Genomic DNA, 24585 nt, shown 5'->3' with positions numbered 1-24585 from the left:
ACCGCGGATCCCCGCCGCCCGCACTCCCCGAGGAGCCCGTCGCGTGCTGCACCTGCGCCTGATCGTCCCGGCCGCCCGTACGGACGAGGTGGTGCGCCTGGTGGAGGGCACCGTCGGTACGACGCACCTCGTGGTGATGCCCGGGGTCGCCCGCGACCCGGTCGGCGACGTGGTGATGTGCGACGTGGCGCGCGAGGCGGGCGACGAACTGATCGGCGCGCTGCGCGGACTCGGGATCGACGAGCAGGGCTCGATCGGCGTGGAGAACCTCGACCTCGTGCTGTCGGCCAGAGCCGAGCGGGCCGAGGAGGAGGCGCCCGGCGACAGCGCGGACGCGGTGCTGTGGGAGGAGCTGACGGAGGCCACCAGCGAGGAGTCGACGTTCAGCGTGACGTACGTGTCGTTCCTCGCCGTCGCGACGATGCTCGCCGCCGTCGGCGTGATGCTCGACAACGCGATCCTGATCGTGGGCGCGATGGCGGTCGGCCCGGAGTTCGGGCCGCTGGCCGGGATCTCCACGGCGCTGGTGCAGCGCGCCCCGCGCCTCGCGCTGCGCTCGCTGCAGGCGCTGATCGGCGGCTTCCTGCTCGCGATGGTGCTGACGGCCGGGTTCGCCTGGCTGCTGGACGCGCTCGGCCAGTTCAGCTACGAGATGATCGAGGCCGACCGGCCCAACACGTCGTTCATCTGGAAGCCGGACCCGCTGTCGTTCGTGGTGGCGTTCCTTGCCGGGATCGCCGGGACGCTCTCGCTCACCTCGGCGAAGTCCGGCGCGCTGATCGGCGTCGCCATCTCGGTGACGACGGTTCCCGCCGCGGCGAACGCCGCGGTGGCGTTCAGCTACGGCGAGTACAGCCAGATGTGGGGTTCGACGGCCCAGCTGCTGGCGAACCTCGGCGGGATCGTGGTCGCGGGGACGGCGACGCTGCTGCTGCAGAAGTACCTGTGGGCGGTGCGACGCCGCCGGGCGGGCCGCACCGGGCACCCCTCCGGCGGCCGGTAGCGCCCCGGCCGCCCCGCGCGCCGCCGGGCCTGCGACGGGGCGCACGGGATCGCACGGGAACGGTCAGGGGCTGTCGGGTGATCTCCGGCCGGAAGGCGGACGGGGCATGGTGCGTGCGATTCCCAGGCGCCGGAAGGGCCCAGTAGCGGAGCCACTCGGTCGTTCCGGCAACGCCGGAAGCGTGCGTGCCAGGACGTGGCCGCCCGGTCAGAGGTCGCCCGACAGGCTCTCAGCCGAGCGCCGACTTCACCACGTCGGCGAGCCGTTCGGCGACCGCCCGGGCCTGCTCGATGTCGGCCGCCTCGACCATGACCCGCACCAGCGGCTCGGTGCCCGACTGGCGCAGCAGCACACGGCCGGTGGAGCCGAGTTCGCGCTCCGCCTCGGCGACGGCGGCGGCGATCTCCGGCGAGGTGCCGACGCGGGACTTGTCCACGTCGGGGACGTTGATCAGGAGCTGCGGCAGCCGCCGCATGACCCCGGCCAGATCGGCCAGGGTGCGGCCGGTGGCGGCGACCCGGGCCGCCAGCAGCAGACCGGTCAGGGTGCCGTCGCCGGTGGTGGCGTGGTCCAGGACGATGACGTGCCCGGACTGCTCGCCGCCCAGCGCGTAGCCCTCGGCCTTCATCGACTCCAGCACGTAGCGGTCGCCGACGGCGGTCTGGACGAGTTCGATGCCCTCCCGCTCCATGGCGATCTTGAAGCCGAGGTTGGACATGACCGTGCCGACCACGGTGTCCTTGCGCAGCCGCCCGGCCTCGCGCAGGGCGAGGGCGAGCACGGCGAGGATCTGGTCGCCGTCGACCTCCTCGCCCGACCCGTCCACGGCGAGGCAGCGGTCGGCGTCGCCGTCGTGCGCGATGCCGAGGTCGGCGCCGTGCTCGACGACGGCGGCCTTCAGCAGCTCCAGGTGGGTGGAGCCGCAGCCGTCGTTGATGTTCAGGCCGTCCGGGTCGGCACCGATCGTGACGACCTCGGCACCGGCCCGCGCGAAGGCCGCGGGCGAGACCCCGGAGGCCGCGCCGTGCGCCTCGTCGAGGACGACCTTCAGCCCGTCGAGCCGGTTCGGGAGGACGCCGACGAGGTGGCCCACGTACCGGTCGAAGCCCTCGGTGTAGTCGGTGACCCGGCCCACCCCGGCACCGGTCGGCCGCGCCCACGGCGCCCCGGTGCGGTGCTGCTCGTAGACGGTCTCGATCCGGTCCTCCAGCTCGTCGGCGAGCTTCTGCCCGCCGCGGGCGAAGAACTTGACGCCGTTGTCCGGCATGGCGTTGTGACTGGCGGAGAGCATCACGCCGAGGTCGGCGCCGAGCGTACCGGTGAGATGGGCCACCGCGGGGGTCGGCAGGACCCCGACCCGCAGCACGTCGACGCCCGCGCTGGCGAGCCCGGCGACGACGGCGGCCTCCAGGAACTCCCCGGACGCGCGTGGGTCACGCCCCACCACGGCGGTCGGCCGATGCCCCTCGAAGGTGCCCGCCTCGGCGAGCACATGCGCCGCAGCGACCGACAGACCGAGCGCGAGCTCGGCCGTCAGGTCCGCGTTGGCGACACCGCGCACACCGTCCGTGCCGAAGAGTCGTCCCACTGGTGTCCTCCGAAGATGCTCCGAAACCGCAATACAAACCAAGACAGAACAAACCAAAGCAATACAGCCGTCCCCGGCACGTCCGGCACACCGGGCACCGGAATCCCGGCCGGGGCGACGCCCGACGGCCGCGTACCCGAACGACCGCGCACCCGGGCACGGGCCGCGCACGCACGCGCGCGAATCCGGGCCCCGCGAGGGACCCGCACGCCCAGCCACCTCGACACGGTCAAGCGTATGAACGTCTTATGCCGTTATACGCCCAGGGGTGTCGATAGACGAACGCCCCGGCAAGCACGAGTGTGCCGCCGGGGCGAACGTGTAAAGCAGGTGAGCAGGCGGTTTAGCGCTTGCTGTACTGCGGGGCCTTGCGGGCCTTCTTGAGACCGGCCTTCTTGCGCTCGACCGCACGGTCGTCGCGGGAGAGGAAGCCGGCCTTCTTCAGCGCCGGACGGTTGTTGTCGACGTCGGCCTCGTTCAGCGCACGGGCCACACCGAGACGCAGGGCGCCGGCCTGACCCGAGACGCCGCCACCCGAGATGCGGGCGATGACGTCGTAGCGGTTGTCGAGCTCAAGCACCTTGAAGGGCTCGTTGACTTCCTGCTGGTGCACCTTGTTGGGGAAGTAGTCCTCAAGGGTGCGACCGTTGATCTTCCACTTGCCGGTGCCCGGAACGATCCGGACGCGGGCAATGGCGTTCTTCCGACGGCCGAGGCCGGCGGCGGGCTGCGGGTCGCCGAAGCGGGACGCCAGCGACTCGCTGGTGTACTCGCCCTCGACGGGAACCTCCGACTCGAAGGTGGTCACCTCGGCGAAAACCTCTTCGCCCTCGACCGGGTTCTCAACAGTGGTCTCGGCCACGATTCTCCTCAGATCTTTCTTTTGGTCTTGGGGGGAGGCCGGAACTACTGCGCGACCTGGGTGATCTCGAACGGGACCGGCTGCTGAGCAGCGTGCGGGTGCTGGTCGCCCGCGTAGACCTTGAGCTTCGAGAGCATCTGGCGGCCCAGGGTGTTCTTGGGGATCATGCCCTTGATGGCCTTCTCGACGGCCTTCTCGGGGCTCTTGGCGAGCAGCTCGTCGTAACGGACGGAGCGCAGACCACCCGGGAACCCGGAGTGGCGGTACGCCATCTTCTGGGTCTTCTTGTTGCCGGACAGGTGAACCTTGTCGGCGTTGATGATGATGACGAAGTCGCCCATGTCCATGTGGGGGGCGTAAGTCGCCTTGTGCTTGCCGCGGAGGAGGTTCGCAGCCGTGGTGGCCAGACGGCCCAGGACGATGTCCTGCGCGTCGATGATGTGCCACTGGCGCGTCACATCGCCGGGCTTGGGGCTGTACGTACGCACGGTCGTAGCCTTCGCTTCTTCAGTGAGTGAGTCCTGACAAGGCCACCCGGACGATCACACCAGCCCTGGCGGAACTACGGGGACGCAACCCGAGTGCCTGCCGCTGGTCATCGGCCCGGTGGACCGGCGTAAGGGCCCCTCGCGTGAGAACGACCAAGCCAATACGCATAACAAACCAGAAGCCTACCTTCGCTCCCCCGCGCGGGTCAAAATCGCCCCCCGCGCCCCGTCGCACCGCCCCCGGCGGAGAGGGGCGCGGCGGTCGCCCCACCCGCGGTCAGCGCGCCCGTTCCACCCTCCGCTCGTCCCACACCGGCTCCTTCGACTCCCGCACCACACCGTCCGAGCCGAACACCAGATACCGGTCGAAGGACTTCGCGAACCACCGGTCGTGCGTGACCGCCAGCACCGTCCCCTCGTACACCTCAAGACCGTCCTGGAGGGCCTCGGCCGACTCCAGGTCCAGGTTGTCCGTCGGCTCGTCCAGCAGCAGCGCGGTCGTACCGGCGAGCTCCAGCAGGAGGATCTGGAACCGCGCCTGCTGCCCGCCGGACAGCTTCTCGAACGGCTGGTCGCCCTGCCGCTCCAGCTCGTAGCGGCGCAGCACCGACATCGCCCCGCCCCGGTCCTTGGCGTGCTGCGTCCAGAGGATCTCGACGAGCGTGTGGCCCAGCAGCTCCGGATGCGCGTGGGTCTGCGCGAAGTGGCCGGGCACCACCCGCGCCCCGAGCTTCCAGGTGCCGGTGTGCGCCACCGGCTCGCCCGCGAGCAGCCGCAGGAAGTGTGACTTGCCCGACCCGTTCGAACCGAGGACCGCGACCCGTTCCCCGTAGAAGACCTCCAGGTCGAACGGTTTCATCAGTCCGGTCAGCTCCAGCCCCTGGCAGGTCACCGCCCGCACCCCGGTCCGGCCGCCGCGCAGCCGCATCCGGATGTCCTGCTCGCGCGGCGGCTCCGGCGGCGGTCCCGCGTCCTCGAACTTCTTGAAGCGGGTCTGCATGGCCCGGTAGCGCGACGCCATGTCCGGACTGTTCGCCGCCTGCTGCCGCAGCCGCAGGACCAGCGCCTTCAGCCGGGCGTGCTCCTCCTCCCAGCGGCGCAGCAGCTCCTCGAACCGGGCGAACCGGTCCCGCCGGGCCTCGTGATACGTGTCGAAGCCGCCGCCGTGCACCCAGACGTCGCTGCCCGCCGGGCTGGGCTCCACGCTGACGATCTTCTCGGCGGCCCGGGACAGCAGCTCCCGGTCGTGGGAGACGAAGAGGACCGTCTTGCGGGTCTCCTTCAGCCGGTCCTCCAGCCACCGCTTGCCGGGGACGTCGAGGTAGTTGTCCGGCTCGTCGAGCAGCAGCACCTCGTCCGGCCCGCGCAGCAGCGCCTCCAGCACCAGCCGCTTCTGCTCCCCGCCGGACAGCGTGCGCACCTCGCGCCACTGCGCCTTCTCGTACGGGACGCCGAGCGCGGCCGTGGTGCACATGTCCCAGACCGTCTCGGCCTCGTAGCCGCGGGCCTCCGCCCAGTCGCTCAGGGCCTGTGCGTACGCCATCTGCGCGGCCTCGTCGTCGACGGTGAGGATGCGCTCCTCGGCCACGTCGACCGCCCTCGCCGCCTCCCTGATCCGTGGCTGGGCCACGGACACCAGCAGGTCGCGCACGGTGCGCTCGTCCCGCACCGAGCCCACGAACTGCGGCATCACCCCCAGCCCCCCGCTCACCGACACGGAACCGCCGTGCGGCTGGAGATCGCCGGAGAGCAGTTTCAGCAGCGTGGTCTTGCCCGCGCCGTTGGCCCCCACGAGGGCGACCACGGCCCCGTCCGCCACCCGGAACGAAGCATCGCCGAGCAGCACCCGCCCGTCCGGTAGGTAGTACTCAAGATGGCCTGCTTCGAGATGTCCCATACCGAGCATTGTCACGGCCCGCGAAGTCCTGGCCCAACCGATTTGCGTTGCGTCTAGGATCGCGGCATGAGCTTCGGGCAAGGGGGGCCCTCGTGGGGGCCCGGAGACGCACAGACTCCGGACTGGGCGGCGCTGGCCGATCAGTCCGCCGCGCGCAACCGCCGCAAGAAGTGGTTGCTGATCGGTGGCGGCGTGCTCGCCACCGCGGCGGTCGGCGCGATCGTCGCCACCGCGGTCGTCACGACCGGCGGGAAGGACCCCGCCGGCTCCGGCAAGAACGCGGGCAAACTCCCGGCACCTGCCGATCTGCCCGACGAGACCGCCGAGCCCGAGCCGTCCTTCTCCTCGGTGGCCCCGCCGCCCCCGCCGGACCCGAAGGAATTCGTTTCCGACGCCAAGAAGGACAGGGCGCCGATCACCGTCGACGCGTTCTTCCCCGGCAAGAAGCTGACCATGGGCGACCGTGTCTACGTCAAGGGAGCCACCCAGCAGACGAGGAGCTGCGCCGCCACCACCAAGGGCGCCCTCGGCTCCGTCCTCACCGGCAACGACTGCGAACAGGTCGTCCGCGCCACCTACAGCAAGGACGGCATCGCCGTCACCGTGGGCGTCGCGGTCTTCCGGACCGAGGCCCTGGCCAAGCGGACGGCCCAGCAGGCCTCCGGCAGCATCGCCCCGCTGAGCGGCGACGGCGTACCGGCGTTCTGCCAGCCCGGATCGGTCTGCCGCCGCACCGCCAACTCCTACGGCCGGTATGCCTACTTCGCGATCACCGGCCACACCGACGGCAAGAGCGTCACCGCCTCCGACAAGAACGCCTACGCCGCCGGAGACGACCTGACGAACTTCACGTTCCGTCAGATCCGCCACCGGGGCGAGCTCCAGGCGTCCGCGGCGGCCACCGCCGGGACCGGCTGACGGGGCCGGCGGTCCGGAGCCCGCCGGGTGACCTCCGACCGGGCGGCCACGTCCCGGCACGCACGCTTCCGGCGTCGCCGGAACGACCGAGCAGCTCCACTGCCGGGCCGTCCCGGCGCCCGGGAATCGCACACAGCGCGCCCTGTCCGCCTTCCGGCCGAAGGACACCCGGCAGACTCTCAGCAGCAGCCCTCGCCCGGCAGCGATCTGACGTTCCGTGCCTCGACGGCCCGGGCGGCCAGCAACTCATCTGCGGGGTAGGCGACTTCCTCCAGCGTCAGGCCGTGCGGACGCACCACGTGCACCCCGGGGTTGCGCACCCGTGCCGCCAGCACCCTGGCGGGCCACTCCGGGGAACGGCGCCCGTCCCCCACGAACAGCGCGGCGCCGATCAGCGCCCGCACCATGTTGTGGCAGAACGCGTCGGCCTGCACGGTCGCCGTCAGGACTCCCGACGCCTCGTCACGCACCCAGCTCAGCTTCTGCAGCGTACGGATGGTCGTGGCGCCCTCACGCTTCTTGCAGTACGCCGCGAAATCGTGCTCCCCGGTCATCCGCGCCGCGGCCTCGTTCATGGCGTCGACGTCCAACGGCCGGTCGTGCCACAGGACATGACCGCGCAGCAGCGGATCGACCCCGCCGGGCCGGTCGGACACCCGGTACGCGTAGCGCCTCCACAGGGCCGAGAACCGGGCGTTGAACCCCGCCGGCGCCTCGGCGATCCGCCAGATCCGCGCGTCGGGCGCCATCCGCCCGGCCATCCGGCGCAGCAGCTTGTCCCCGTGCTCGGCCCACACCTCGTCCGGCAGGTCGACATGGGCGACCTGCCCCCGGGCGTGCACCCCGGCGTCCGTCCGCCCCGCCACGGTCAGGTCGTACGTCCGCGAGGACCGGGTGACGGTCCGCAGCGCGTCCTCGATCTCACCCTGGACGGTCCGCCGGCCGGTCTGCTTGGCCCAGCCGGAGAATTCCTTGCCGTCGTACGCCAGGTCCAGCCGCAGCCGCACGGACCCGGCCTCCACCTCGTCACTCACCCGCGCATCCTCTCAAAGCAGAACGGGCCCGCACCGCCCCGAAGGGTGGTGCGGGCCCGTCCGTCGGTCTCGGAACGCTCAGAGCCCTACGGGCTCTCAGGCGTCCTTGGACTCGGCGTCGGCGTCGGCCGGCTTCGCGTCCTCGACGACCTCGGTCTCGGCGGCGTCCTTCTTGAGGGCGTCCTCCTTGACCGCACGCTTCGTGGCGGCCTCGGCCTCACCGGTGGCCTGCTGGGCCACGGTCAGCGCCTCGACCAGCTCGATCACGGCCATCGGGGCGTTGTCGCCACGACGGTTGCCGATCTTGGTGATGCGGGTGTAACCACCGGGGCGGTTCTCGTACCGCGGGGCGATCTCGGTGAAGAGCGTGTGGACGATGCCCTTGTCCGTGATCGACTGCAGCACCAGGCGACGGTTGTGGATGTCGCCCTTCTTCGCCTTGGTGATGAAGCGCTCGGCGACCGGACGCAGGCGACGGGCCTTGGCCTCGGTCGTGGTGATGCGGCCGTGCTCGAACAGCGCCTTCGCGAGGTTGTTCAGAAGCAGCTTCTCGTGCGCGGCGCTGCCGCCCAGACGGGCACCCTTGGTGGGCTTCGGCATGGTTCTTCTCCTTGTGTGCTGCACCGGCCGTATCAGGTACCGGTGTCAGTTCCCGCGCGGCGGACACCGCGCGGAAGATCAAGAGCCGACGGGCCGCGATCGTGATCGGGCCCGTCCGGCGTGCGAGGCCGGAGCCTCACCCCGGTCCGGGGCGCCCGGAAGGAATCCCGGACGCCCCGGCCGGAGGCGGATCAGTACTGCTCGGTCTCCGCGAAACCGGCGTCCGCGTCGTCGTCGGCGCCGAAGGCGTCGGCGGCGGCGGTCGGGTCGAATCCGGGCGGGCTGTCCTTGAGCGCCAGGCCCATGCCGGCCAGCTTCGCCTTGACCTCGTCGATCGACTTCGCACCGAAGTTGCGGATGTCGAGCAGGTCGGCCTCGGAGCGGGCGACGAGCTCGCCCACGGAGTGGATGCCCTCGCGCTTGAGGCAGTTGTAGGAGCGGACCGTGAGCTCCAGCTCCTCGATCGGCAGCGCCAGATCGGCGGCGAGCGCGGCGTCCGTCGGGGACGGGCCCATGTCGATGCCCTCGGCGTCGATGTTGAGCTCGCGCGCCAGGCCGAACAGCTCGACCAGGGTCTTGCCCGCCGACGCCATGGCGTCACGCGGCCGCATGGCCTGCTTGGTCTCGACGTCGACGATCAGCTTGTCGAAGTCGGTGCGCTGCTCGACACGGGTCGCCTCGACCTTGTACGTGACCTTGAGCACCGGCGAGTAGATGGAGTCGACCGGGATACGGCCGATCTCCTGGCCCACCTGCTTGTTCTGGACGGCGGAGACGTAGCCGCGACCGCGCTCGACGGTCAGCTCCATCTCCAGCTTGCCCTTGCCGTTCAGCGTGGCCAGGACCAGGTCCGGGTTGTGGACCTCGACGCCGGCCGGCGGGGCGATGTCGGCAGCGGTCACCAGGCCGGGACCCTGCTTGCGCAGGTACATCACGACCGGCTCGTCGTGCTCCGAGGAGACGACGAGCTGCTTGATGTTGAGGATGAGGTCGGTGACGTCCTCCTTGACGCCCGGCACGGTGGTGAACTCGTGCAGGACACCGTCGATCCGGATGCTGGTGACGGCGGCACCGGGGATCGAGGAGAGGAGGGTACGGCGGAGGGAGTTGCCGAGGGTGTAGCCGAAGCCCGGCTCCAGCGGCTCGATCACGAACCGGGAGCGGAACTCGTCGACGACCTCTTCGGTCAGCGACGGACGCTGAGCGATAAGCATGGTGCGTTCCTTCAGTCGTGGGCGCCCACTATTTGACGCCCCCAGGTACTGACAAGGGTACGGGCGGTACGCCCCGAGAAGGGGGTACCGCCCGGACCCGCGTTACTGCTCCGCGCAGACGATCAGACGCGACGGCGCTTGGGCGGCCGGCATCCGTTGTGCGGGGTGGGGGTGACGTCCTGGATCGAGCCGACCTCCAGGCCGGTGGCCTGGAGCGAACGGATCGCGGTCTCGCGGCCGGAGCCCGGACCCTTCACGAAGACGTCGACCTTGCGCATGCCGTGCTCCTGCGCGCGACGGGCGGCCGACTCGGCGGCCATCTGCGCGGCGAACGGGGTGGACTTGCGCGAGCCCTTGAAGCCGACGTGGCCGGCGGAGGCCCAGGAGATCACGTTGCCCGAGGGGTCCGTGATCGAGACGATCGTGTTGTTGAACGTGCTCTTGATGTGCGCGTGGCCGTGAGCGACGTTCTTCTTTTCCTTGCGACGCACCTTCTTGGCTGCGCCCTGACGTCCCTTGGGGGGCATGTCTTGACTCCAGATGGAGAGGGGAGGTGATCGGTCCTACAGCGAAGACCGCTGGTTGCTGCGGGTTCCGGTGGTCCGGACGTCCGCAGTGCGTCCGCTGAGGACTACTTCTTGCCCGGCTTCTTCTTGCCGGCGATCGCGCGACGCGGGCCCTTGCGGGTACGAGCGTTCGTGCTGGTGCGCTGGCCGTGGACCGGCAGGCCGCGGCGGTGACGCAGACCCTGGTAGCAGCCGATCTCGACCTTGCGGCGGATGTCGGCCTGGATCTCGCGGCGGAGGTCACCCTCGGTGCGGAGGTTGGCGTCCACGTACTCGCGGATCTTGACCAGGTCCTCTTCGGCCAGGTCGCGAACGCGGGTGTTGGGGTTCACACCAGTGGTGGCGAGAATCTCCTTGGACCGGGTGCGCCCGATGCCGAAGACGTAGGTGAGGGCAACCTCCACGCGCTTTTCGCGCGGGATGTCAACACCTGAAACGCGTGCCATTCAATGGCTCCAGTTGTCATGTCGGGGGTCTTCCGCAGTGCCGCTCCCGACCGCCGACCCCTCGTTCCCGAGAGGTGGTACGTCCGGGTCCCCGGCCCCCGCCGGAGGTGTCGTCAGCCGAAGCGTGGACGGACTCTGCGTATGTACGTTGTTACGTGCGTCGCGCGAAGTGCTGCGAGATGCAGGGGGTCGTGCGTCAGCCCTGGCGCTGCTTGTGGCGCAGGTTGTCGCAGATGACCATGACCCGGCCGTGACGGCGGATCACCTTGCACTTGTCGCAGATCTTCTTGACGCTCGGCTTGACCTTCATGGGATGTCAGGTTCTCCGGGTCAGTGCCATCACCGCGACGGAGCGCGGTGCGGGCAAGATCTACTTGTAGCGGTAGACGATCCGGCCACGCGTCAGGTCGTACGGAGAGAGCTCCACCACGACCCGGTCATCCGGAAGGATACGGATGTAGTGCATCCGCATCTTGCCGCTGATGTGCGCGAGGACCTTGTGACCGTTCTGGAGTTCCACCTTGAACATGGCGTTCGGGAGGGACTCGATCACGGTGCCCTCAATTTCGATGGCACCTTGCTTCTTGGCCACGCTTCGCCTTTCGAATCGGCTACCTTGATCGGCTTCCGGCGCCCCGTGTGGAAATGTGGACACACGGATGCACGAGAGCCGACGCGTCAGTCTACGTCAGCGGACCCCAAAAGACGAATCCGTCAAGTTTGCCCAGCGGAGTAGATCCTTAGACCTGCACCGCGCCGGGAAGGGGCCCGCCCGGCCCGGCGGGTCCGGCACCGCCTCGATCCCGGCCCCTCCCCCCACGCCGCCCCTCGCGGGCTCGGCGCCGGGGCGCCTCACAGGCTTCGGGCAGCCGCGCCGGGCTCCGCCCGCCGGTCCCCCGCTCAGCCCAGCGGGTCCGGAGCCGCCTCGATCCCGTACTGCGCGAGCTTCGCCCGGCCGCAGTCGGGGGCGGTCAGGACCAGGGGGCCCTGCTCGGTGAGGGCGATCGAGTGCTCCCAGTGCGAGGACCAGGTGCCGTCCGTGGTGATCACGGTCCAGTCGTCCTGGAGCACCTCGGTCCGTGCCGTGCCGAGCGACACCATCGGCTCGATGGCGAGGCAGACGCCGGGGACCAGCTTGATGCCCTTGCCGCGCTTGCGGGCGACATAGTTCAGCAGGTGCGGGTCCATGTGCATCTCGGTGCCGATGCCGTGCCCGCCGTAGTCCTCGATGATCCCGTACTTGCCGGTGGCGGGGCGGGGCTGGCGGCGGATGTAGGACTCGATCGCCTTCGAGATGTCGACGAGGCGGTTGTTCACCTTCATCGCGGCGATCCCGGCCCACATGGACTCCTCGGTCACCCGGGAGAGCTCGATCAGCTCCGGAGCGTGCCCGGTGCCCACGAAGGCCGTGTACGCGGCGTCGCCGTGCCAGCCGTCGACGATCGCGCCGGCGTCGATGGAGATGATGTCGCCGTCCTTGAGGACGGTCTTGTCGTCCGGGATGCCGTGGACGACGACCTCGTTGACCGAGGTGCAGATGGTCGCGGGGAACCCGCCGTACCCGAGGAAGTTCGACTTGGCCCCGTGGTCGGCGATCACCTTGCGCGCGACCCGGTCCAGGTCCGCCGTGGTGGCGCCGGGAACCGCCGCCTCCCGGGTGGCCTCGTGAATGGCAGCGACCACCAGGCCCGCCTCACGCATCTTGGCGATCTGCTCCGGGGTCTTGATCTGCACCATGGTGCGGCGCCTCTCTGCATCGATGGGGGGACGATCGAAGGGTGACGGGTGCGCCGTACTCAACCATACGGCGCAAACAGTCGGCCGCGACGCCCCTGGGCGCCGCGGCCGACTGTACGAGTACTGCGGGTGTGGTCCGTCAGTCCTTGCCGGACTTCAGGGCCTCCATCGCCCGCTCGGTCACGTCGGTGACCTTGCCGAGCGCGGAGATGGTGACCACCAGGTTCTGCGCCCGGTAGTAGTCGATGATCGGCTCGGTCTGCGTGTGGTAGACCTCCAGCCGGGTGCGCACCGTGTCCTCGCCGTCGTCGTCGCGCTGGTACAGCTCGCCGCCGCAGACGTCGCAGACGCCCTCTTCCTTCGGCGGGTTGTACGTCACGTGGAAGACATGCGCGCCGTCCTTCCGGCAGATCCGGCGACCGGCGATGCGCTTGACCACCTCGTCCTCGGGGACCTCCAGGTCCAGGACGGCGTCCAGCTTCGTGCCCTCGTCCTTCAGCATGGCGTCGAGGGCCTCGGCCTGACCCACGTTGCGCGGGAAGCCGTCCAGCAGGAAGCCGTTCGCGGCGTCCGGCTGGGACATGCGGTCCTTGGCCATCCCGATCGTGACCTCGTCCGGTACCAACTGTCCCGCGTCCATGTAGGCGCGGGCCTTCTTGCCGAGCTCGGTGCCCTGGCTCATGTTGGCCCGGAAGAGATCGCCCGTGGAGATCTGCGGAATCGACAGATTCTTGGCAAGGTACGCGGCCTGCGTTCCCTTGCCGGCACCGGGCGGTCCGACGAGGACGATTCGCATCAGCGGAGGAACCCTTCGTAATTGCGCTGCTGGAGCTGACTCTCGATCTGCTTCACGGTCTCCAGACCCACACCCACGATGATCAGGATGCTCGTCCCGCCGAACGGGAAGTTCTGGTTCGCACCACCGAAGCCTGCCAACGCCATCGTCGGCACCAGAGCGATCAGGCCCAGATACAGCGAGCCCGGCCAAGTGATCCTGTTGAGCACGTAGCTCAGATACTCGGCAGTAGGTCGACCAGCCCGGATACCCGGGATGAACCCACCATACTTCTTCATGTTGTCGGCGACTTCCTCGGGGTTGAACGAAATCGCCACATAGAAGAAGGCGAAGAAGACGATCAGGAGGAAGTACGCGGTGATGTAGTAGGGGTGGTCGCCCTTGACGAAGTTGTCCCGGATCCAGGTCGCCCAGCCCGCGTTGGAGTTGGAGAACTGGACGATCAGGGCGGGAATGTAGAGCAGCGAAGAAGCGAAGATGACGGGGATCACACCCGCCTGATTCACCTTCAGCGGAATGTACGTCGACGTACCGCCGTACGACCTGCGGCCGATCATGCGCTTCGCGTACTGCACCGGGATGCGGCGCTGGGCCTGCTCGACGAAGACGACGAGGCCCACCATCACGAAGCCGATCAGGATGACGGTGCCGAACTCGATCCACCCGTCGGCCAGCTTGCCGCTGGTCTTGATGGTCCACAGGGCACCCGGGAAGCTGGCGGCGATCGAGATGAACATCAGGATCGACATGCCGTTGCCGATGCCGCGGTCGGTGATGAGCTCACCGAGCCACATCACGGCCGCGGTGCCCGCGGTCATGGTGATGACCATGACGATGGTGGTGAAGATCGACTGGTTCGGCACGATCTGGTCGGCGACCGGGCAGCCGCTGAACAGTGCGCCACTGGTGGCGGTGGCCACCAGGCCGGTGCCCTGGAGGATGGCGAGCGCGACGGTCAGATAACGCGTGTACTGCGTGATCTTCGCCTGACCGGACTGCCCCTCCTTCTTGAGCGCCTCAAGTCGGGGAATCACCACGGTCAGCAGCTGAAGGATGATACTGGCCGTGATGTACGGCATGATGCCGAGCGCGAAGATCGTGATCTGCAGCAGTGCACCACCGCTGAACATGTTGACCAGACCGAAAAGGCTGTTGTTGCCCTTACTGGCCTGATCAACACACATCTGGACGTTCTCGTAACTCACTCCCGGTACCGGGATATGTGCCCCGAGCCGGTAGATCACGATGATGCCGAGCGTGAAGAGCAGCTTCTTGCGCAGGTCGGGCGTCTTGAACGCCCGGGCGAACGCGGTGAGCACGGTGCCTCCTGCGACCCCCGCGCAATGCGAAGAGGTGACGGTCTTGAGGTTCGACGAATACGTAACAAATCAATGGTTCCCCGGGCGGGCGCCCAGGGGTTACCACACAACAACGCACGCCACCTTACCGGCGACCATGCCCCCCTAGGAACGACCAACCGGGGATGCCCCATATGAGAGGCATCCCCGGTCGGATGTTCAGGCCATCGAGTCGTCTCAGACGAGCTCGGTGACGGTACCGCCGGCGGCGGTGATCTTCTCCTTGGCGGAGCCGGAGACGGCGTCGACCGTCACCTGCAGCGCCACGGAGATCTCGCCCTGTCCGAGGACCTTGACGAGGTGGTTGTTGCGCACGGCACCCTTGGCGACCAGGTCGGCCACGGTGACCTCGCCACCCTCGGGGTAGAGGGTCGCGAGCTTGTCCAGGTTCACGACCTGGTACTCGGTGCGGAACGGGTTCTTGAAGCCCTTGAGCTTCGGGAGACGCATGTGGAGGGGCATCTGCCCACCCTCGAAGCGCTCCGGAACCTGGTAACGGGCCTTGGTGCCCTTGGTACCACGACCGGCGGTCTTACCCTTGGACGCCTCACCACGACCCACACGGGTCTTGGCGGTCTTGGCGCCCGGGGCGGGCCGGAGGTCATGGGCCTTCAGCGGCTTGTTCTCCGCCATGTCAGTCGACCTCCTCGACCGTCACGAGGTGGCGGACGGTGTGCACCATTCCGCGGAACTCGGGGCGGTCCTCCTTGACGACCACGTCGTGCAGGCGCTTGAGCCCGAGCGAACGCAGCGTGTCACGGTGGTTCTGCTTGCTGCCGATGTACGACTTCGTCTGCGTGATCTTGAGGCGAGCCATTACGCACCCGCCCCGGCACGCGCACGGAGCAGAGCCGCGGGGGCGACGTCCTCAAGCGGCAGACCGCGGCGGGCCGCGATCTCCTCGGGACGCTGCAGGCCCTTGAGGGCCGCCACGGTCGCGTGCACGATGTTGATCGCGTTGTCGGAGCCGAGCGACTTCGACAGGATGTCGTGAACGCCGGCGCACTCCAGAACGGCGCGCACCGGGCCACCGGCGATCACACCGGTACCGGGGGAAGCCGGCTTGAGCAGGACGACGCCCGCAGCCTTCTCGCCCTGGATCGGGTGGGGGATGGTGCCCTGGATGCGCGGGACCTTGAAGAAGTTCTTCTTGGCCTCTTCCACGCCCTTGGCGATGGCCGCGGGAACTTCCTTGGCCTTGCCGTAGCCGACACCGACGGTGCCGTCACCGTCGCCCACCACGACCAGCGCGGTGAAGCTGAAGCGACGACCACCCTTCACAACCTTGGCGACACGGTTGATCGCGACGACGCGCTCGACGTACGCGGTCTTCTCGGCGGCAGCTGCGCCGCCGTCACGGCCCTTCCGGTCCCGCCGCTCGCCGCCACCGGCACCGCTTCCGCGGCGCTGGGGTCCAGCCATTGGATTTACCTCTCTCTGTTACGTCCGCTGTGCGTAGGAACCGGGCTCAGAACTTCAGACCGGCTTCACGGGCGGCGTCAGCCAGAGCGGCAATCCGCCCGGCGTACTGGTTGCCACCGCGGTCAAACACGACGGCCTCGACGCCTGCGGCCTTGGCGCGCTCGGCGACCAGTGCGCCGACCTGCTTGGCCTGGGTGCTCTTGTCGGACTCGCCGCCACGGATCGAGACGTCCAGGGTCGACGCCGACGCGACCGTGTGGCCCGCGATGTCGTCGATGACCTGGGCGACGATGTGGCGGTTGGACCGCGTCACGACCAAGCGGGGACGCTCGGCCGAACCGGAGACGTGCTTGCGGACACGGATGTGGCGACGCTTGCGGGCGGCACGCTTGTAGGCGTCGCCCTTGGCGATCTTCACGCCGTATGCCATGGCTACTTACCAGCCTTTCCGACCTTGCGGCGGATGACCTCGCCGGCGTACTTGACGCCCTTCGCCTTGTACGGGTCGGGCTTCCGCAGCTTGCGGATGTTGGCAGCCACTTCGCCGACCTTCTGCTTGTCGATGCCCTCGACAGACAGCTTGGTCGGGGACTCGACCTTGAAGGTGATGCCTTCCGGCGCCTCGACGGTGATCGGGTGGCTGTAGCCCAGGGCGAACTCCAGGTTGGAGCCCTTCGCCTGGACGCGGTAACCGACACCGCTGATCTCGAGCGCCTTGGTGTATCCCTGGGTCACACCGGTGATCATGTTCGCCACCAGCGTGCGGGACAGGCCGTGAAGGGCCTTGTTCTGACGCTCGTCGTTCGGGCGGGTGACGTTCAGGACGCCGTCCTCACCCTTGGTGACCTCGATCGGCGACGCGACGGTGTGCGTGAGGGTGCCCTTGGGACCCTTCACCGCGACCGTGCGACCGTCGATGGTGACGTCCACACCGGCGGGAACCTGGATGGGGAGCTTGCCGATTCGCGACATGAGCTTTTCCTCCGTTCCCGACTACCAGACGTAGGCGAGGACTTCCCCACCTACGCCCTTCTTCTGCGCCTGCTGGCCGGTCAGGAGACCGTGGGACGTGGAGATGATCGCCACGCCCAGGCCGCCGAGGACCTTCGGCAGGTTGGTGGACTTTGCGTAGACACGCAGACCCGGCTTCGAGATGCGCTTGATGCCGGCGATCGAACGCTCGCGGTTCGGGCCGAACTTCAGCTCCAGGACGAGGTTCTTGCCGACCTCGGCGTCCTCGACCTTCCAGCCGGTGATGAAGCCCTCCTGCTGGAGGATCTCCGCGATGTGCGACTTGATCTTGCTGTGCGGCATCACGACGGAGTCGTGGTATGCCGAGTTCGCGTTGCGCAGACGCGTGAGCATGTCTGCGATGGGATCAGTCATGGTCATGAATTGGCCTTCGGCCTCTCTCGCCGGGGTTTCCTGTATGCGCCATCCCTCTCCCCGCTCAGAGGCGGGACGGGTGCGGTGCGGGGACCTACGGCGTAGTAAGTCGGTCGTGGACGGCAGGCGCCCAACCCCGCAAGCCTACGGCATGCGAGGCGGGGCTCCCGCCGACCAGATGCTTACCGAGAGCTTCTGTGCGATTCCCAACGCCCAAGGGGCGGAGGAGAATTACCAGGAGCTCTTGGTCACGCCCGGCAGCTCGCCACGGTGAGCCATCTCACGAAGGCACACGCGGCACAGGCCGAACTTGCGGTAGACGGAGTGGGGCCGGCCGCAGCGCTGGCAGCGGGTGTACCCGCGGACGCCGAACTTCGGCTTGCGGGCGGCCTTAGCGATCAGAGCCTTCTTCGCCACGGTCAGTTCTCCTTGAACGGGAAGCCGAGGTGACGAAGGAGGGCACGACCCTCGTCGTCATTGGTCGCCGTGGTGACCACGGTGATGTCCATGCCCCGGACCCGGTCGATCTTGTCCTGGTCGATCTCGTGGAACATGACCTGCTCCGTGAGACCGAAGGTGTAGTTGCCACGGCCGTCGAACTGCTTCGGCGACAGGCCACGGAAGTCACGGATACGCGGCAGCGCGAGCGACAGCGTACGGTCCAGGAACTCCCACATCCGGTCACCGCGGAGGGTGACGTGGCAGCCGATCGGCTGACCCTCGCGCAGCTTGAACTGCGCGATGGACTTGCGGGCCTTGGTGACGGCCGGCTTCTGGCCGGTGATCGTGGTGAGGTCGCGCACGGCGCCGTCGATCAGCTTGGAGTCGCGGGCGGCGTCGCCCACACCCATGTTGACCACGATCTTGACCAGGCCGGGAACCTGCATGACGTTCTCGTACGAGAACTCCTCACGCAGCTTGCCGGCGATTTCCTCGCGGTAGCGCGTCTTGAGACGCGGCGCAGTGGTGGCAGTCATCAGATGTCCTCACCGGTCCGCTTGGCAACGCGGATCTTGTTGCCCTCGTCGTCGAAGCGGTATCCGACGCGAGTGACGACCTTCTTGCCGTCCTTCTCCACAACCAGCTGCACGTTGCTGACGTGAATCGGGGCCTCGGTGGTGACGATGCCGCCGGTCTGCGAACCGCGAGCCGTCTGACCGGCCTTGGTGTGCTTCTTGACCCGGTTGACACCCTCGACGAGGACGCGGTCCTGGGCGGGGTAGGCCACGATGACCTTGCCCTGCTTGCCCTTGTCCTTACCGGTGATGACCTGAACCAGGTCGCCCTTCTTGATCTTCATGCTTACAGCACCTCCGGCGCGAGCGAGATGATCTTCATGAACTTCTTCTCGCGCAGTTCCCGGCCCACCGGGCCGAAGATGCGGGTGCCGCGGGGGTCACCGTCGTTCTTCAGAATGACGGCGGCGTTCTCGTCGAAACGGATGTACGAGCCATCCTGACGGCGACGCTCCTTGACGGTGCGAACGATGACGGCCTTGACGACGTCACCCTTCTTCACGTTGCCACCGGGGATCGCGTCCTTGACGGTGGCGACGATGACGTCACCGATGCCCGCGTAGCGGCGACCCGAACCACCGAGAACACGGATGGTGAGGATTTCCTTCGCACCCGTGTTGTCGGCGACGCGAAGTCGCGACTCCTGCTGGATCACGTCTATCTCCTGATCGTCTGCCGGTTCCCGGCGGGGGCCGCCCCGTGTCCGGAGCGGTCCCCGCCGAGCCTGGCGGAACTTGCCTGAGGGGAGTGCCCCTCAGGAATTACTTGGCCTTTTCGAGGATCTCGACGACGCGCCAGCGCTTCGTCGCGGACAGCGGCCGGGTCTCCATGAGGAGGACACGGTCGCCGACGCCTGCGGCGTTCTGCTCGTCGTGGGCCTTCAGCTTGTTCGTACGGCGGATGACCTTGCCGTACAGCGCGTGCTTCACGCGGTCCTCGACGGCGACGACGACGGTCTTGTCCATCTTGTCGCTGACGACCAGACCCTCACGGGTCTTGCGGAAACCGCGGTCGGTGTTCGTCTCAGTCACAGTCTTCTCGCTCATCAGACGCTCTCCACCGTCTCGATGCCCAGCTCGCGCTCGCGCATCAGGGTGTAGATCCGGGCGATGTCCTTACGGACGGACTTGAGCCGACCGTGGTTCTCGAGCTGCCCGGTCGCCGCCTGGAAGCGGAGGTTGAACAGCTCTTCCTTGGCCTCGCGGAGCTTGTTGAGCAGCTCCTCGTTGCCCAGCTCGCGCAGCTCGGACGCCTTGGTTCCGGCCGACATCACGCCTCACCTGCCTCGCGCCGAACGATGCGGCACTTCATCGGAAGCTTGTGAGCAGCGCGGGTGAGCGCCTCACGAGCAATCTTCTCGTTCGGGTAGGACAGCTCGAACATCACCCGACCCGGCTTGACGTTCGCGATCCACCACTCGGGAGAACCCTTACCGGAACCCATGCGGGTCTCGGCGGGCTTCTTCGTCAGGGGACGGTCCGGGTAGATGTTGATCCAGACCTTGCCGCCACGCTTGATGTGGCGGGTCATCGCGATACGAGCCGCCTCGATCTGGCGGTTCGTCACGTACGCCGGGGTCAGCGCCTGGATGCCGTACTCGCCGAACGCAACCTGCGTGCCACCCTTGGACATACCGCTGCGCTTCGGGTGGTGCTGCTTGCGGTGCTTGACCCTACGGGGGATCAGCATTTCGGTCAGGCCTCCGTTCCGGTGCTCTCAGCAGCCGGAGCGGCAGCGGCGGGAGCCTCGGCCTTGGGGGCCTCGGCGGCCGGAGCCGACTGCTGCTGCGGCTTGCGGCCGCGACCGCCACGCTCGCCACCGCGACCGCGACCGGCCGGGCGGTCGGCGCCGCCACGGGCCGGGCGGTTGCCGGCGCGGGCAGCGGCGTTCTCGGCGCGGACCTCGGCGATGTTCTTGACGTCGCCCTTGTAGATCCAGACCTTCACGCCGATGCGGCCGAAGGTCGTCTTGGCCTCGAAGAAGCCGTAGTCGACGTTCGCGCGGAGCGTGTGCAGGGGCACGCGGCCCTCGCGGTAGAACTCCGAGCGGGACATCTCGGCGCCGCCGAGGCGGCCACCGCACTGGATCTTGATGCCCTTGGCGCCGGCCTTCATCGAGCTCTGCATGCTCTTGCGCATGGCCCGACGGAAGGAGACGCGGGAGGAGAGCTGCTCGGCGACGGCCTGGGCCACCAGCTGAGCGTCCACCTCGGGGTTCTTGACCTCAAGGATGTTCAGCTGGACCTGCTTGCCGGTCAGCTTCTCCAGCTCGCCGCGGATGCGGTCCGCCTCGGCGCCGCGGCGGCCGATGACGATGCCCGGGCGGGCGGTGTGGATGTCAACGCGGACGCGGTCGCGGGTGCGCTCGATCTCCACCTTGGAGATGCCGGCCCGCTCCATGCCCTTCGTCATCATGCGACGAATGGCGACGTCTTCCTTGACGTAGTCCTTGTACAGCTTGTCGGCGTACCAACGGGACTTGAAGTCCGTGGTAATGCCGAGCCGGAACCCGTGCGGGTTTACCTTCTGGCCCATTACCGGGTTCCTTCCTTGCTGCTGACGACCACGGTGATGTGGCTGGTCCGCTTACGGATCCGGTAGGCACGGCCCTGGGCACGCGGACGGAACCGCTTCAGGGTCGGGCCCTCGTCCACGTACGCCTCGCTGATGACCAGCGTGGAGGCGTCGGTGTGGTCGTAGTTGTGTGCGGCGTTGGCGATGGCGCTGTCCAGCACCTTGCCAACCGGCACGCTCGCGGCCTGCGGGGCGAAACGCAGGACCGCCTGAGCCTCCGTGGCATCCATGCCACGGATGAGGTCCACCACGCGGCGGGCCTTCATGGGCGTGACGCGGATGTACCGCGCCTGGGCCCTGGCTTCCATGGTTGTCCCTTCGGTGTAAGTCATGAGTCGTTCCACCCCGCCTAGCGGCGCTTCGACTTCCGGTCGTCCTTGACGTGGCCGCGGAAGGTGCGAGTCGGCGAGAACTCGCCGAGCTTGTGGCCGACCATCGACTCGGTGACGAACACCGGGACGTGGATCTTGCCGTTGTGCACCGCGATGGTGTGACCCAGCATCGCCGGGACGATCATCGAGCGACGGGACCAGGTCTTGATGACGTTCTTGGTGCCTGCCTCGTTCTGAACGTCCACCTTCTTGATGAGGTGGCCGTCGACGAAGGGCCCCTTCTTGAGACTGCGCGGCATCTAAACCCGCTCCTAGCGCTTCTTGTTCGTCTTGCGGCGGCGGACGATGTACTTGTTGCTCGCCTTCTTGGGAGAACGAGTACGACCCTCCTTCTGACCCCACGGCGAGACCGGGTGGCGACCACCGGAGGTCTTGCCCTCACCACCACCGTGCGGGTGGTCAACCGGGTTCATCGCGACACCGCGGACGGTCGGGCGGACGCCCTTCCAGCGCATGCGGCCGGCCTTGCCCCAGTTGATGTTCGACTGCTCGGCGTTGCCGACCTCACCGATCGTGGCGCGGCAGCGGGCGTCGACCAGGCGGATCTCACCCGACGGCATGCGGAGGTGGGCCATGGAGCCCTCCTTCGCGAGCAGCTGCACGGAGGCACCCGCGGAACGGGCGAACTTCGCGCCGCCGCCGGGCCGCAGCTCGATGGCGTGGATGGTCGTACCGACCGGGATGTTGCGCAGCGCCAGGTTGTTGCCGGGCTTGATGTCGGCGGCCGGGCCGTTCTCGACACGGTCGCCCTGCGACAGGCCACGCGGCGCGATGATGTAGCGCTTCTCGCCGTCCGCGTAGTGCAGGAGCGCGATGCGCGCGGTGCGGTTGGGGTCGTACTCGATGTGCGCGACCTTGGCCGGCACGCCGTCCTTGTCGTGACGACGGAAGTCGATCACGCGGTAGGCGCGCTTGTGGCCACCACCCTGGTGGCGAACGGTCACACGACCGGCGTTGTTACGGCCGCCCTTGCTGTGCAGCGGGCGGACCAGCGACTTCTCCGGCGTGGACCGCGTGATCTCGACGAAGTCGGCGACGCTGGAGCCACGACGGCCCGGGGTCGTCGGCTTGTACTTGCGGATACCCATTGATTCTCAGTCCTCGGAAGAATTCCGGATCCTGGACAACTCGACCTCCGTCAGGAGGTCGGGCCGCCGAAGATGTCGATACGGTCGCCCTCGGCGAGGGTCACGATGGCGCGCTTCGTGTCGGCGCGCTTGCCGAAACCGGTGCGGGTGCGCTTGCGCTTGCCCTGGCGGTTGATCGTGTTGACCCCGGTGACCTTGACCGAGAAGACCGCTTCCACGGCCTGCTTGATCTGGGTCTTGTTGGAGCCCGGCGCGACGATGAACGTGTACTTGTTCTCGTCGAGCAGCGCGTAGCTCTTCTCGGACACGACCGGCTTGACGAGGACGTCACGCGGGTCCGTGTAGGTCTTGCTGGTAACGGTCGCCTCGCTCATCAGGCGTCGCTCCCTTCGGTCTCAGCGGTCTGGGGGCCAGACACGAAGGACTCGAAGGCGGCCTGGGTGAAGACCACGTCGTCAGAGACGATCACGTCGTACGTGTTCAGCTGGCCCGGCTCCAGGATGTGCACCTGGGGCAGGTTGCGAGCGGACAGCCACGCGGCCTCGTCGGCGCGGTCGACGATCAGGAGCAGGTTCTTGCGCTCCGAGATCTTGCCGAACAGCGTCTTGGCGGCCTTGGTGGAGGCGGCACCCTCGACCACGCCGGTGACGACGTGGATGCGGGAGTGACGGGCCCGGTCCGAGAGGGCACCGCGCAGGGCGGCGGCCTTCATCTTCTTCGGGGTCCGCTGCGAGTAGTCACGCGGCACGGGGCCGTGGACGACGCCACCGCCGGCGAACTGCGGAGCGCGGGTCGAACCCTGACGGGCGCGGCCGGTGCCCTTCTGGCGGTACGGCTTCTTGCCGCCACCACGGACTTCGCCGCGGGTCTTGGTCTTGTGCGTGCCCTGACGGGCAGCTGCCAGCTGCGCGACAACGACCTGGTGGATCAGCGGAACGCTGGTCTTGGCGTCGAAGATCTCCGCGGGGAGCTCGACGGTCCCGGCCTTGTCGCCTGCCGGCGAAAGGATGTCAATGGTGCTCATCGGTTCCTCAAGCCCCCTTGGCCGCGGTACGGACCAGGACGAGGCCGCCGTTCGGACCGGGGACCGCTCCCTTGATGAGGAGCAGACCCTTCTCCGCGTCAACGGCGTGAACGGTCAGGTTCTGGGTGGTGACCCGCTCGTTGCCCATGCGGCCCGCCATGCGGAGGCCCTTGAACACACGGCCCGGGGTGGCGCAGCCACCGATGGAACCGGGAGAGCGGTGCTTGCGCTGGGTGCCGTGACCGGCGCCGAGGCCCTTGAAGTTGTGACGCTTCATGACACCGGCGAAGCCCTTGCCCTTGCTCTTGCCCGTGACGTCGACCTTGACGCCGGACTCGAACACCTCGGCGGTGACTTCCTGGCCCAGCGTGTACTCGCTGGCGTCAGCGGTGCGCAGCTCCACCAGGTGGCGGCGCGGGGTCACGTCGGCCTTGGCGAAGTGGCCCTTGAGGGGCTTGTTCACCTTGCGGGGGTCGATCTCGCCGAAGGCGATCTGGACTGCCTCGTAGCCGTCGGTGTCGTTGGTGCGGACCTGGGTGACGACGCAGGGCCCGGCCTTGACGACGGTCACCGGGACGACCCGGTTGTTCTCGTCCCAGACCTGGGTCATGCCGAGCTTCTCGCCCAGGACGCCCTTAATGTTCTTAGCCATCTCGCGCGTCACCTCAGAGCTTGATCTCGATGTCGACGCCCGCCGGCAGGTCGAGTCGCATCAGCGAGTCAACCGTCTTCGGCGTGGGGTCGAGGATGTCGATGAGGCGCTTGTGCGTGCGCATCTCGAAGTGCTCGCGCGAGTCCTTGTACTTGTGCGGCGACTTGATGACGCAGTACACGTTCTTCTCAGTGGGCAGCGGCACCGGGCCCGCGACCGACGCACCAGTGCGAGTCACCGTCTCGACGATCTTCTTCGCCGAGGAGTCGATGACCTCGTGGTCGTAGGCCTTGAGCCGGATGCGGATCTTCTGTCCCGCCATGGCTACTAGTAGTCCTGTCTCTCGCTAACGCTCTGGAACCCGGTGGTTCCGCTTCCGCCTCCGACCCACGCGGTCGGGCGTGTCGCACTCCCTCTACGCAGATCTCCCATGCGGGAGGTCCCAACCAAGGGGGTGCGGGCCCGAGGACCGCGCTGGTGCTCAATCAAGAGCGTCGGGGGCGAATACCCACCGGGTGCCTGGCC

37 protein-coding genes are annotated in these 24585 nt (G+C 68.1%); 2 read left to right on the top strand and 35 right to left on the bottom strand.

Annotation, left to right across the window (positions count from 1 at the left end; translation table 11 throughout):
- Nucleotides 1-43 precede the first annotated feature (43 nt).
- Nucleotides 44-1003, top strand: a complete 960-nt coding sequence (locus ACF1CT_RS12790; RefSeq protein WP_391783820.1) for a DUF389 domain-containing protein — start codon at nucleotides 44-46, stop codon at nucleotides 1001-1003.
- A gap of 229 nt (nucleotides 1004-1232) precedes the next feature.
- Here the strand turns inward: ACF1CT_RS12790 and glmM are convergent, their stop codons facing one another.
- The 4 genes from glmM to ACF1CT_RS12770 form a co-directional block, all read right to left on the bottom strand.
- On the bottom strand, nucleotides 1233-2591 hold the full coding sequence (gene glmM, locus ACF1CT_RS12785; protein ID WP_391783819.1) for a phosphoglucosamine mutase: 1359 nt from the start codon (nucleotides 2589-2591) through the stop codon (nucleotides 1233-1235).
- A gap of 343 nt (nucleotides 2592-2934) precedes the next feature.
- On the bottom strand, nucleotides 2935-3453 hold the full coding sequence (gene rpsI / locus ACF1CT_RS12780) for a 30S ribosomal protein S9 (RefSeq protein WP_391783818.1): 519 nt from the start codon (nucleotides 3451-3453) through the stop codon (nucleotides 2935-2937).
- A 44-nt stretch (nucleotides 3454-3497) separates the two neighbouring features.
- Nucleotides 3498-3941, bottom strand: coding sequence for a 50S ribosomal protein L13 (gene rplM, locus ACF1CT_RS12775; RefSeq protein WP_391783817.1), 444 nt, complete (start codon nucleotides 3939-3941; stop codon nucleotides 3498-3500).
- Nucleotides 3942-4218: 277 nt separating this feature from the next.
- Complete coding sequence (locus tag ACF1CT_RS12770) at nucleotides 4219-5838, bottom strand: ABC-F family ATP-binding cassette domain-containing protein (RefSeq protein WP_391783816.1); 1620 nt, start codon at nucleotides 5836-5838, stop codon at nucleotides 4219-4221.
- 66 nt (nucleotides 5839-5904) lie between these two features.
- On the opposite strand from ACF1CT_RS12770, the gene ACF1CT_RS12765 reads away from it, so the two are divergent.
- Nucleotides 5905-6756 (top strand): hypothetical protein, encoded by an 852-nt coding sequence (locus ACF1CT_RS12765; RefSeq protein ID WP_391783815.1) that lies wholly within the window; start codon nucleotides 5905-5907, stop codon nucleotides 6754-6756.
- A gap of 179 nt (nucleotides 6757-6935) precedes the next feature.
- Here ACF1CT_RS12765 and truA read toward each other — a convergent pair whose 3' ends face one another.
- From truA to rpsJ, 31 genes are all read right to left on the bottom strand, one after another.
- Nucleotides 6936-7790, bottom strand: a complete 855-nt coding sequence (truA, locus tag ACF1CT_RS12760) for a tRNA pseudouridine(38-40) synthase TruA (protein ID WP_391783814.1) — start codon at nucleotides 7788-7790, stop codon at nucleotides 6936-6938.
- A 96-nt stretch (nucleotides 7791-7886) separates the two neighbouring features.
- Nucleotides 7887-8390, bottom strand: coding sequence for a 50S ribosomal protein L17 (gene rplQ, locus ACF1CT_RS12755; protein WP_391783813.1), 504 nt, complete (start codon nucleotides 8388-8390; stop codon nucleotides 7887-7889).
- A gap of 191 nt (nucleotides 8391-8581) precedes the next feature.
- Complete coding sequence (locus ACF1CT_RS12750) at nucleotides 8582-9604, bottom strand: DNA-directed RNA polymerase subunit alpha (RefSeq protein WP_073786804.1); 1023 nt, start codon at nucleotides 9602-9604, stop codon at nucleotides 8582-8584.
- 122 nt (nucleotides 9605-9726) lie between these two features.
- Nucleotides 9727-10131, bottom strand: coding sequence for a 30S ribosomal protein S11 (rpsK, locus tag ACF1CT_RS12745; protein WP_003956432.1), 405 nt, complete (start codon nucleotides 10129-10131; stop codon nucleotides 9727-9729).
- A 104-nt stretch (nucleotides 10132-10235) separates the two neighbouring features.
- Nucleotides 10236-10616, bottom strand: a complete 381-nt coding sequence (rpsM, locus tag ACF1CT_RS12740; RefSeq protein WP_018519286.1) for a 30S ribosomal protein S13 — start codon at nucleotides 10614-10616, stop codon at nucleotides 10236-10238.
- 196 nt (nucleotides 10617-10812) lie between these two features.
- Nucleotides 10813-10926, bottom strand: coding sequence for a 50S ribosomal protein L36 (gene rpmJ / locus ACF1CT_RS12735; protein WP_003956441.1), 114 nt, complete (start codon nucleotides 10924-10926; stop codon nucleotides 10813-10815).
- A gap of 60 nt (nucleotides 10927-10986) precedes the next feature.
- The gene (gene infA, locus ACF1CT_RS12730) at nucleotides 10987-11208 is read right to left on the bottom strand and encodes a translation initiation factor IF-1 (RefSeq protein ID WP_003956442.1); all 222 of its coding nucleotides are present in this window, start codon (nucleotides 11206-11208) and stop codon (nucleotides 10987-10989) included.
- Nucleotides 11209-11516: 308 nt separating this feature from the next.
- Nucleotides 11517-12353: a type I methionyl aminopeptidase gene (gene map / locus ACF1CT_RS12725; protein ID WP_391783812.1), complete on the bottom strand. Its 837-nt coding sequence runs from the start codon at nucleotides 12351-12353 to the stop codon at nucleotides 11517-11519.
- 139 nt (nucleotides 12354-12492) lie between these two features.
- On the bottom strand, nucleotides 12493-13149 hold the full coding sequence (locus tag ACF1CT_RS12720) for an adenylate kinase (RefSeq protein WP_391783811.1): 657 nt from the start codon (nucleotides 13147-13149) through the stop codon (nucleotides 12493-12495).
- Nucleotides 13149-14468: a preprotein translocase subunit SecY gene (secY, locus tag ACF1CT_RS12715; RefSeq protein WP_391783810.1), complete on the bottom strand. Its 1320-nt coding sequence runs from the start codon at nucleotides 14466-14468 to the stop codon at nucleotides 13149-13151. Before secY ends, ACF1CT_RS12720 begins: the two co-directional genes overlap by 1 nt.
- Nucleotides 14469-14684: 216 nt before the next feature.
- Nucleotides 14685-15140, bottom strand: a complete 456-nt coding sequence (gene rplO, locus ACF1CT_RS12710) for a 50S ribosomal protein L15 (protein ID WP_391783809.1) — start codon at nucleotides 15138-15140, stop codon at nucleotides 14685-14687.
- A gap of 1 nt (nucleotide 15141) precedes the next feature.
- Nucleotides 15142-15324 carry a 50S ribosomal protein L30 gene (gene rpmD, locus ACF1CT_RS12705; RefSeq protein WP_018550611.1) on the bottom strand — a complete coding sequence of 61 codons (183 nt, stop codon included), beginning with the start codon at nucleotides 15322-15324 and terminating at the stop codon, nucleotides 15142-15144.
- Nucleotides 15324-15929 (bottom strand): 30S ribosomal protein S5, encoded by a 606-nt coding sequence (gene rpsE, locus ACF1CT_RS12700; RefSeq protein WP_030914151.1) that lies wholly within the window; start codon nucleotides 15927-15929, stop codon nucleotides 15324-15326. Before rpsE ends, rpmD begins: the two co-directional genes overlap by 1 nt.
- A 46-nt stretch (nucleotides 15930-15975) precedes the next feature.
- Complete coding sequence (rplR, locus tag ACF1CT_RS12695) at nucleotides 15976-16359, bottom strand: 50S ribosomal protein L18 (protein WP_391783808.1); 384 nt, start codon at nucleotides 16357-16359, stop codon at nucleotides 15976-15978.
- Nucleotides 16360-16361: 2 nt separating this feature from the next.
- A complete protein-coding gene (rplF, locus tag ACF1CT_RS12690) occupies nucleotides 16362-16901 on the bottom strand; it encodes a 50S ribosomal protein L6 (protein ID WP_376237306.1) in 540 nt (179 codons plus the stop codon).
- Nucleotides 16902-16922: 21 nt separating this feature from the next.
- On the bottom strand, nucleotides 16923-17321 hold the full coding sequence (gene rpsH, locus ACF1CT_RS12685; RefSeq protein WP_005313538.1) for a 30S ribosomal protein S8: 399 nt from the start codon (nucleotides 17319-17321) through the stop codon (nucleotides 16923-16925).
- A 225-nt stretch (nucleotides 17322-17546) separates the two neighbouring features.
- Entirely contained in the window at nucleotides 17547-17732 is a 186-nt protein-coding gene (locus tag ACF1CT_RS12680; RefSeq protein WP_003948630.1) for a type Z 30S ribosomal protein S14, read from the bottom strand.
- A gap of 2 nt (nucleotides 17733-17734) precedes the next feature.
- On the bottom strand, nucleotides 17735-18292 hold the full coding sequence (gene rplE, locus ACF1CT_RS12675; RefSeq protein ID WP_006126888.1) for a 50S ribosomal protein L5: 558 nt from the start codon (nucleotides 18290-18292) through the stop codon (nucleotides 17735-17737).
- Nucleotides 18292-18615, bottom strand: a complete 324-nt coding sequence (rplX, locus tag ACF1CT_RS12670) for a 50S ribosomal protein L24 (protein ID WP_073786786.1) — start codon at nucleotides 18613-18615, stop codon at nucleotides 18292-18294. The genes rplE and rplX overlap by 1 nt, the downstream gene beginning before the upstream one ends.
- A gap of 2 nt (nucleotides 18616-18617) precedes the next feature.
- On the bottom strand, nucleotides 18618-18986 hold the full coding sequence (rplN, locus tag ACF1CT_RS12665) for a 50S ribosomal protein L14 (RefSeq protein ID WP_003966950.1): 369 nt from the start codon (nucleotides 18984-18986) through the stop codon (nucleotides 18618-18620).
- A 106-nt stretch (nucleotides 18987-19092) separates the two neighbouring features.
- Nucleotides 19093-19377 carry a 30S ribosomal protein S17 gene (gene rpsQ / locus ACF1CT_RS12660; protein WP_030977953.1) on the bottom strand — a complete coding sequence of 95 codons (285 nt, stop codon included), beginning with the start codon at nucleotides 19375-19377 and terminating at the stop codon, nucleotides 19093-19095.
- A complete protein-coding gene (rpmC, locus tag ACF1CT_RS12655) occupies nucleotides 19377-19601 on the bottom strand; it encodes a 50S ribosomal protein L29 (RefSeq protein WP_014047786.1) in 225 nt (74 codons plus the stop codon). The genes rpsQ and rpmC overlap by 1 nt, the downstream gene beginning before the upstream one ends.
- Complete coding sequence (rplP, locus tag ACF1CT_RS12650) at nucleotides 19601-20020, bottom strand: 50S ribosomal protein L16 (protein ID WP_072485538.1); 420 nt, start codon at nucleotides 20018-20020, stop codon at nucleotides 19601-19603. Before rplP ends, rpmC begins: the two co-directional genes overlap by 1 nt.
- Before the next feature lie 5 nt (nucleotides 20021-20025).
- The gene (rpsC, locus tag ACF1CT_RS12645) at nucleotides 20026-20865 is read right to left on the bottom strand and encodes a 30S ribosomal protein S3 (protein WP_148838707.1); all 840 of its coding nucleotides are present in this window, start codon (nucleotides 20863-20865) and stop codon (nucleotides 20026-20028) included.
- The gene (rplV, locus tag ACF1CT_RS12640) at nucleotides 20865-21212 is read right to left on the bottom strand and encodes a 50S ribosomal protein L22 (RefSeq protein WP_009997296.1); all 348 of its coding nucleotides are present in this window, start codon (nucleotides 21210-21212) and stop codon (nucleotides 20865-20867) included. The genes rpsC and rplV overlap by 1 nt, the downstream gene beginning before the upstream one ends.
- Before the next feature lie 41 nt (nucleotides 21213-21253).
- Nucleotides 21254-21535, bottom strand: coding sequence for a 30S ribosomal protein S19 (gene rpsS, locus ACF1CT_RS12635; RefSeq protein ID WP_003966956.1), 282 nt, complete (start codon nucleotides 21533-21535; stop codon nucleotides 21254-21256).
- Between the two features lie 12 nt (nucleotides 21536-21547).
- Nucleotides 21548-22384, bottom strand: coding sequence for a 50S ribosomal protein L2 (gene rplB, locus ACF1CT_RS12630; protein ID WP_283853424.1), 837 nt, complete (start codon nucleotides 22382-22384; stop codon nucleotides 21548-21550).
- Between the two features lie 50 nt (nucleotides 22385-22434).
- Entirely contained in the window at nucleotides 22435-22758 is a 324-nt protein-coding gene (gene rplW, locus ACF1CT_RS12625) for a 50S ribosomal protein L23 (protein WP_391783807.1), read from the bottom strand.
- Nucleotides 22758-23408, bottom strand: coding sequence for a 50S ribosomal protein L4 (rplD, locus tag ACF1CT_RS12620; protein WP_391783806.1), 651 nt, complete (start codon nucleotides 23406-23408; stop codon nucleotides 22758-22760). The genes rplW and rplD overlap by 1 nt, the downstream gene beginning before the upstream one ends.
- 7 nt (nucleotides 23409-23415) lie before the next feature.
- Nucleotides 23416-24060 carry a 50S ribosomal protein L3 gene (gene rplC / locus ACF1CT_RS12615; protein ID WP_148838704.1) on the bottom strand — a complete coding sequence of 215 codons (645 nt, stop codon included), beginning with the start codon at nucleotides 24058-24060 and terminating at the stop codon, nucleotides 23416-23418.
- A gap of 13 nt (nucleotides 24061-24073) precedes the next feature.
- Nucleotides 24074-24382: a 30S ribosomal protein S10 gene (rpsJ, locus tag ACF1CT_RS12610; protein WP_003948644.1), complete on the bottom strand. Its 309-nt coding sequence runs from the start codon at nucleotides 24380-24382 to the stop codon at nucleotides 24074-24076.
- Nucleotides 24383-24585: the final 203 nt, after the last annotated feature.

It is taken from the genome of Streptomyces sp. NPDC014734, assembly GCF_043083325.1.
Classification (GTDB): domain Bacteria; phylum Actinomycetota; class Actinomycetes; order Streptomycetales; family Streptomycetaceae; genus Streptomyces.
Note: the sequence above shows the minus strand (reverse complement) of the source record. Positions and strands in the feature narration are given on the sequence as shown.

Coding starts and splice junctions, on each gene's coding strand:
- ACF1CT_RS12770 (WP_391783816.1), bottom strand. CDS start 5,838: ATGGGACATCTCGAAGCAGGCCATCTTGAGTACTACCTACCGGACGGG.
- ACF1CT_RS12765 (WP_391783815.1), top strand. CDS start 5,905: ATGAGCTTCGGGCAAGGGGGGCCCTCGTGGGGGCCCGGAGACGCACAG.
- rplQ (WP_391783813.1), bottom strand. CDS start 8,390: ATGCCGAAGCCCACCAAGGGTGCCCGTCTGGGCGGCAGCGCCGCGCAC.
- ACF1CT_RS12750 (WP_073786804.1), bottom strand. CDS start 9,604: ATGCTTATCGCTCAGCGTCCGTCGCTGACCGAAGAGGTCGTCGACGAG.
- rpsK (WP_003956432.1), bottom strand. CDS start 10,131: ATGCCCCCCAAGGGACGTCAGGGCGCAGCCAAGAAGGTGCGTCGCAAG.
- rpsM (WP_018519286.1), bottom strand. CDS start 10,616: ATGGCACGCGTTTCAGGTGTTGACATCCCGCGCGAAAAGCGCGTGGAG.
- rpmJ (WP_003956441.1), bottom strand. CDS start 10,926: ATGAAGGTCAAGCCGAGCGTCAAGAAGATCTGCGACAAGTGCAAGGTG.
- map (WP_391783812.1), bottom strand. CDS start 12,353: ATGGTGCAGATCAAGACCCCGGAGCAGATCGCCAAGATGCGTGAGGCG.
- ACF1CT_RS12720 (WP_391783811.1), bottom strand. CDS start 13,149: ATGCGAATCGTCCTCGTCGGACCGCCCGGTGCCGGCAAGGGAACGCAG.
- rplO (WP_391783809.1), bottom strand. CDS start 15,140: ATGGCGGAGAACAAGCCGCTGAAGGCCCATGACCTCCGGCCCGCCCCG.
- rpmD (WP_018550611.1), bottom strand. CDS start 15,324: ATGGCTCGCCTCAAGATCACGCAGACGAAGTCGTACATCGGCAGCAAG.
- rpsE (WP_030914151.1), bottom strand. CDS start 15,929: ATGGCTGGACCCCAGCGCCGCGGAAGCGGTGCCGGTGGCGGCGAGCGG.
- rplR (WP_391783808.1), bottom strand. CDS start 16,359: ATGGCATACGGCGTGAAGATCGCCAAGGGCGACGCCTACAAGCGTGCC.
- rplF (WP_376237306.1), bottom strand. CDS start 16,901: ATGTCGCGAATCGGCAAGCTCCCCATCCAGGTTCCCGCCGGTGTGGAC.
- rpsH (WP_005313538.1), bottom strand. CDS start 17,321: ATGACCATGACTGATCCCATCGCAGACATGCTCACGCGTCTGCGCAAC.
- rplE (WP_006126888.1), bottom strand. CDS start 18,292: ATGACTGCCACCACTGCGCCGCGTCTCAAGACGCGCTACCGCGAGGAA.
- rplX (WP_073786786.1), bottom strand. CDS start 18,615: ATGAAGATCAAGAAGGGCGACCTGGTTCAGGTCATCACCGGTAAGGAC.
- rpsQ (WP_030977953.1), bottom strand. CDS start 19,377: ATGAGCGAGAAGACTGTGACTGAGACGAACACCGACCGCGGTTTCCGC.
- rpmC (WP_014047786.1), bottom strand. CDS start 19,601: ATGTCGGCCGGAACCAAGGCGTCCGAGCTGCGCGAGCTGGGCAACGAG.
- rplP (WP_072485538.1), bottom strand. CDS start 20,020: ATGCTGATCCCCCGTAGGGTCAAGCACCGCAAGCAGCACCACCCGAAG.
- rpsC (WP_148838707.1), bottom strand. CDS start 20,865: ATGGGCCAGAAGGTAAACCCGCACGGGTTCCGGCTCGGCATTACCACG.
- rplV (WP_009997296.1), bottom strand. CDS start 21,212: ATGGAAGCCAGGGCCCAGGCGCGGTACATCCGCGTCACGCCCATGAAG.
- rpsS (WP_003966956.1), bottom strand. CDS start 21,535: ATGCCGCGCAGTCTCAAGAAGGGGCCCTTCGTCGACGGCCACCTCATC.
- rplB (WP_283853424.1), bottom strand. CDS start 22,384: ATGGGTATCCGCAAGTACAAGCCGACGACCCCGGGCCGTCGTGGCTCC.
- rplW (WP_391783807.1), bottom strand. CDS start 22,758: ATGAGCGAGGCGACCGTTACCAGCAAGACCTACACGGACCCGCGTGAC.
- rplD (WP_391783806.1), bottom strand. CDS start 23,408: ATGAGCACCATTGACATCCTTTCGCCGGCAGGCGACAAGGCCGGGACC.
- rplC (WP_148838704.1), bottom strand. CDS start 24,060: ATGGCTAAGAACATTAAGGGCGTCCTGGGCGAGAAGCTCGGCATGACC.
- rpsJ (WP_003948644.1), bottom strand. CDS start 24,382: ATGGCGGGACAGAAGATCCGCATCCGGCTCAAGGCCTACGACCACGAG.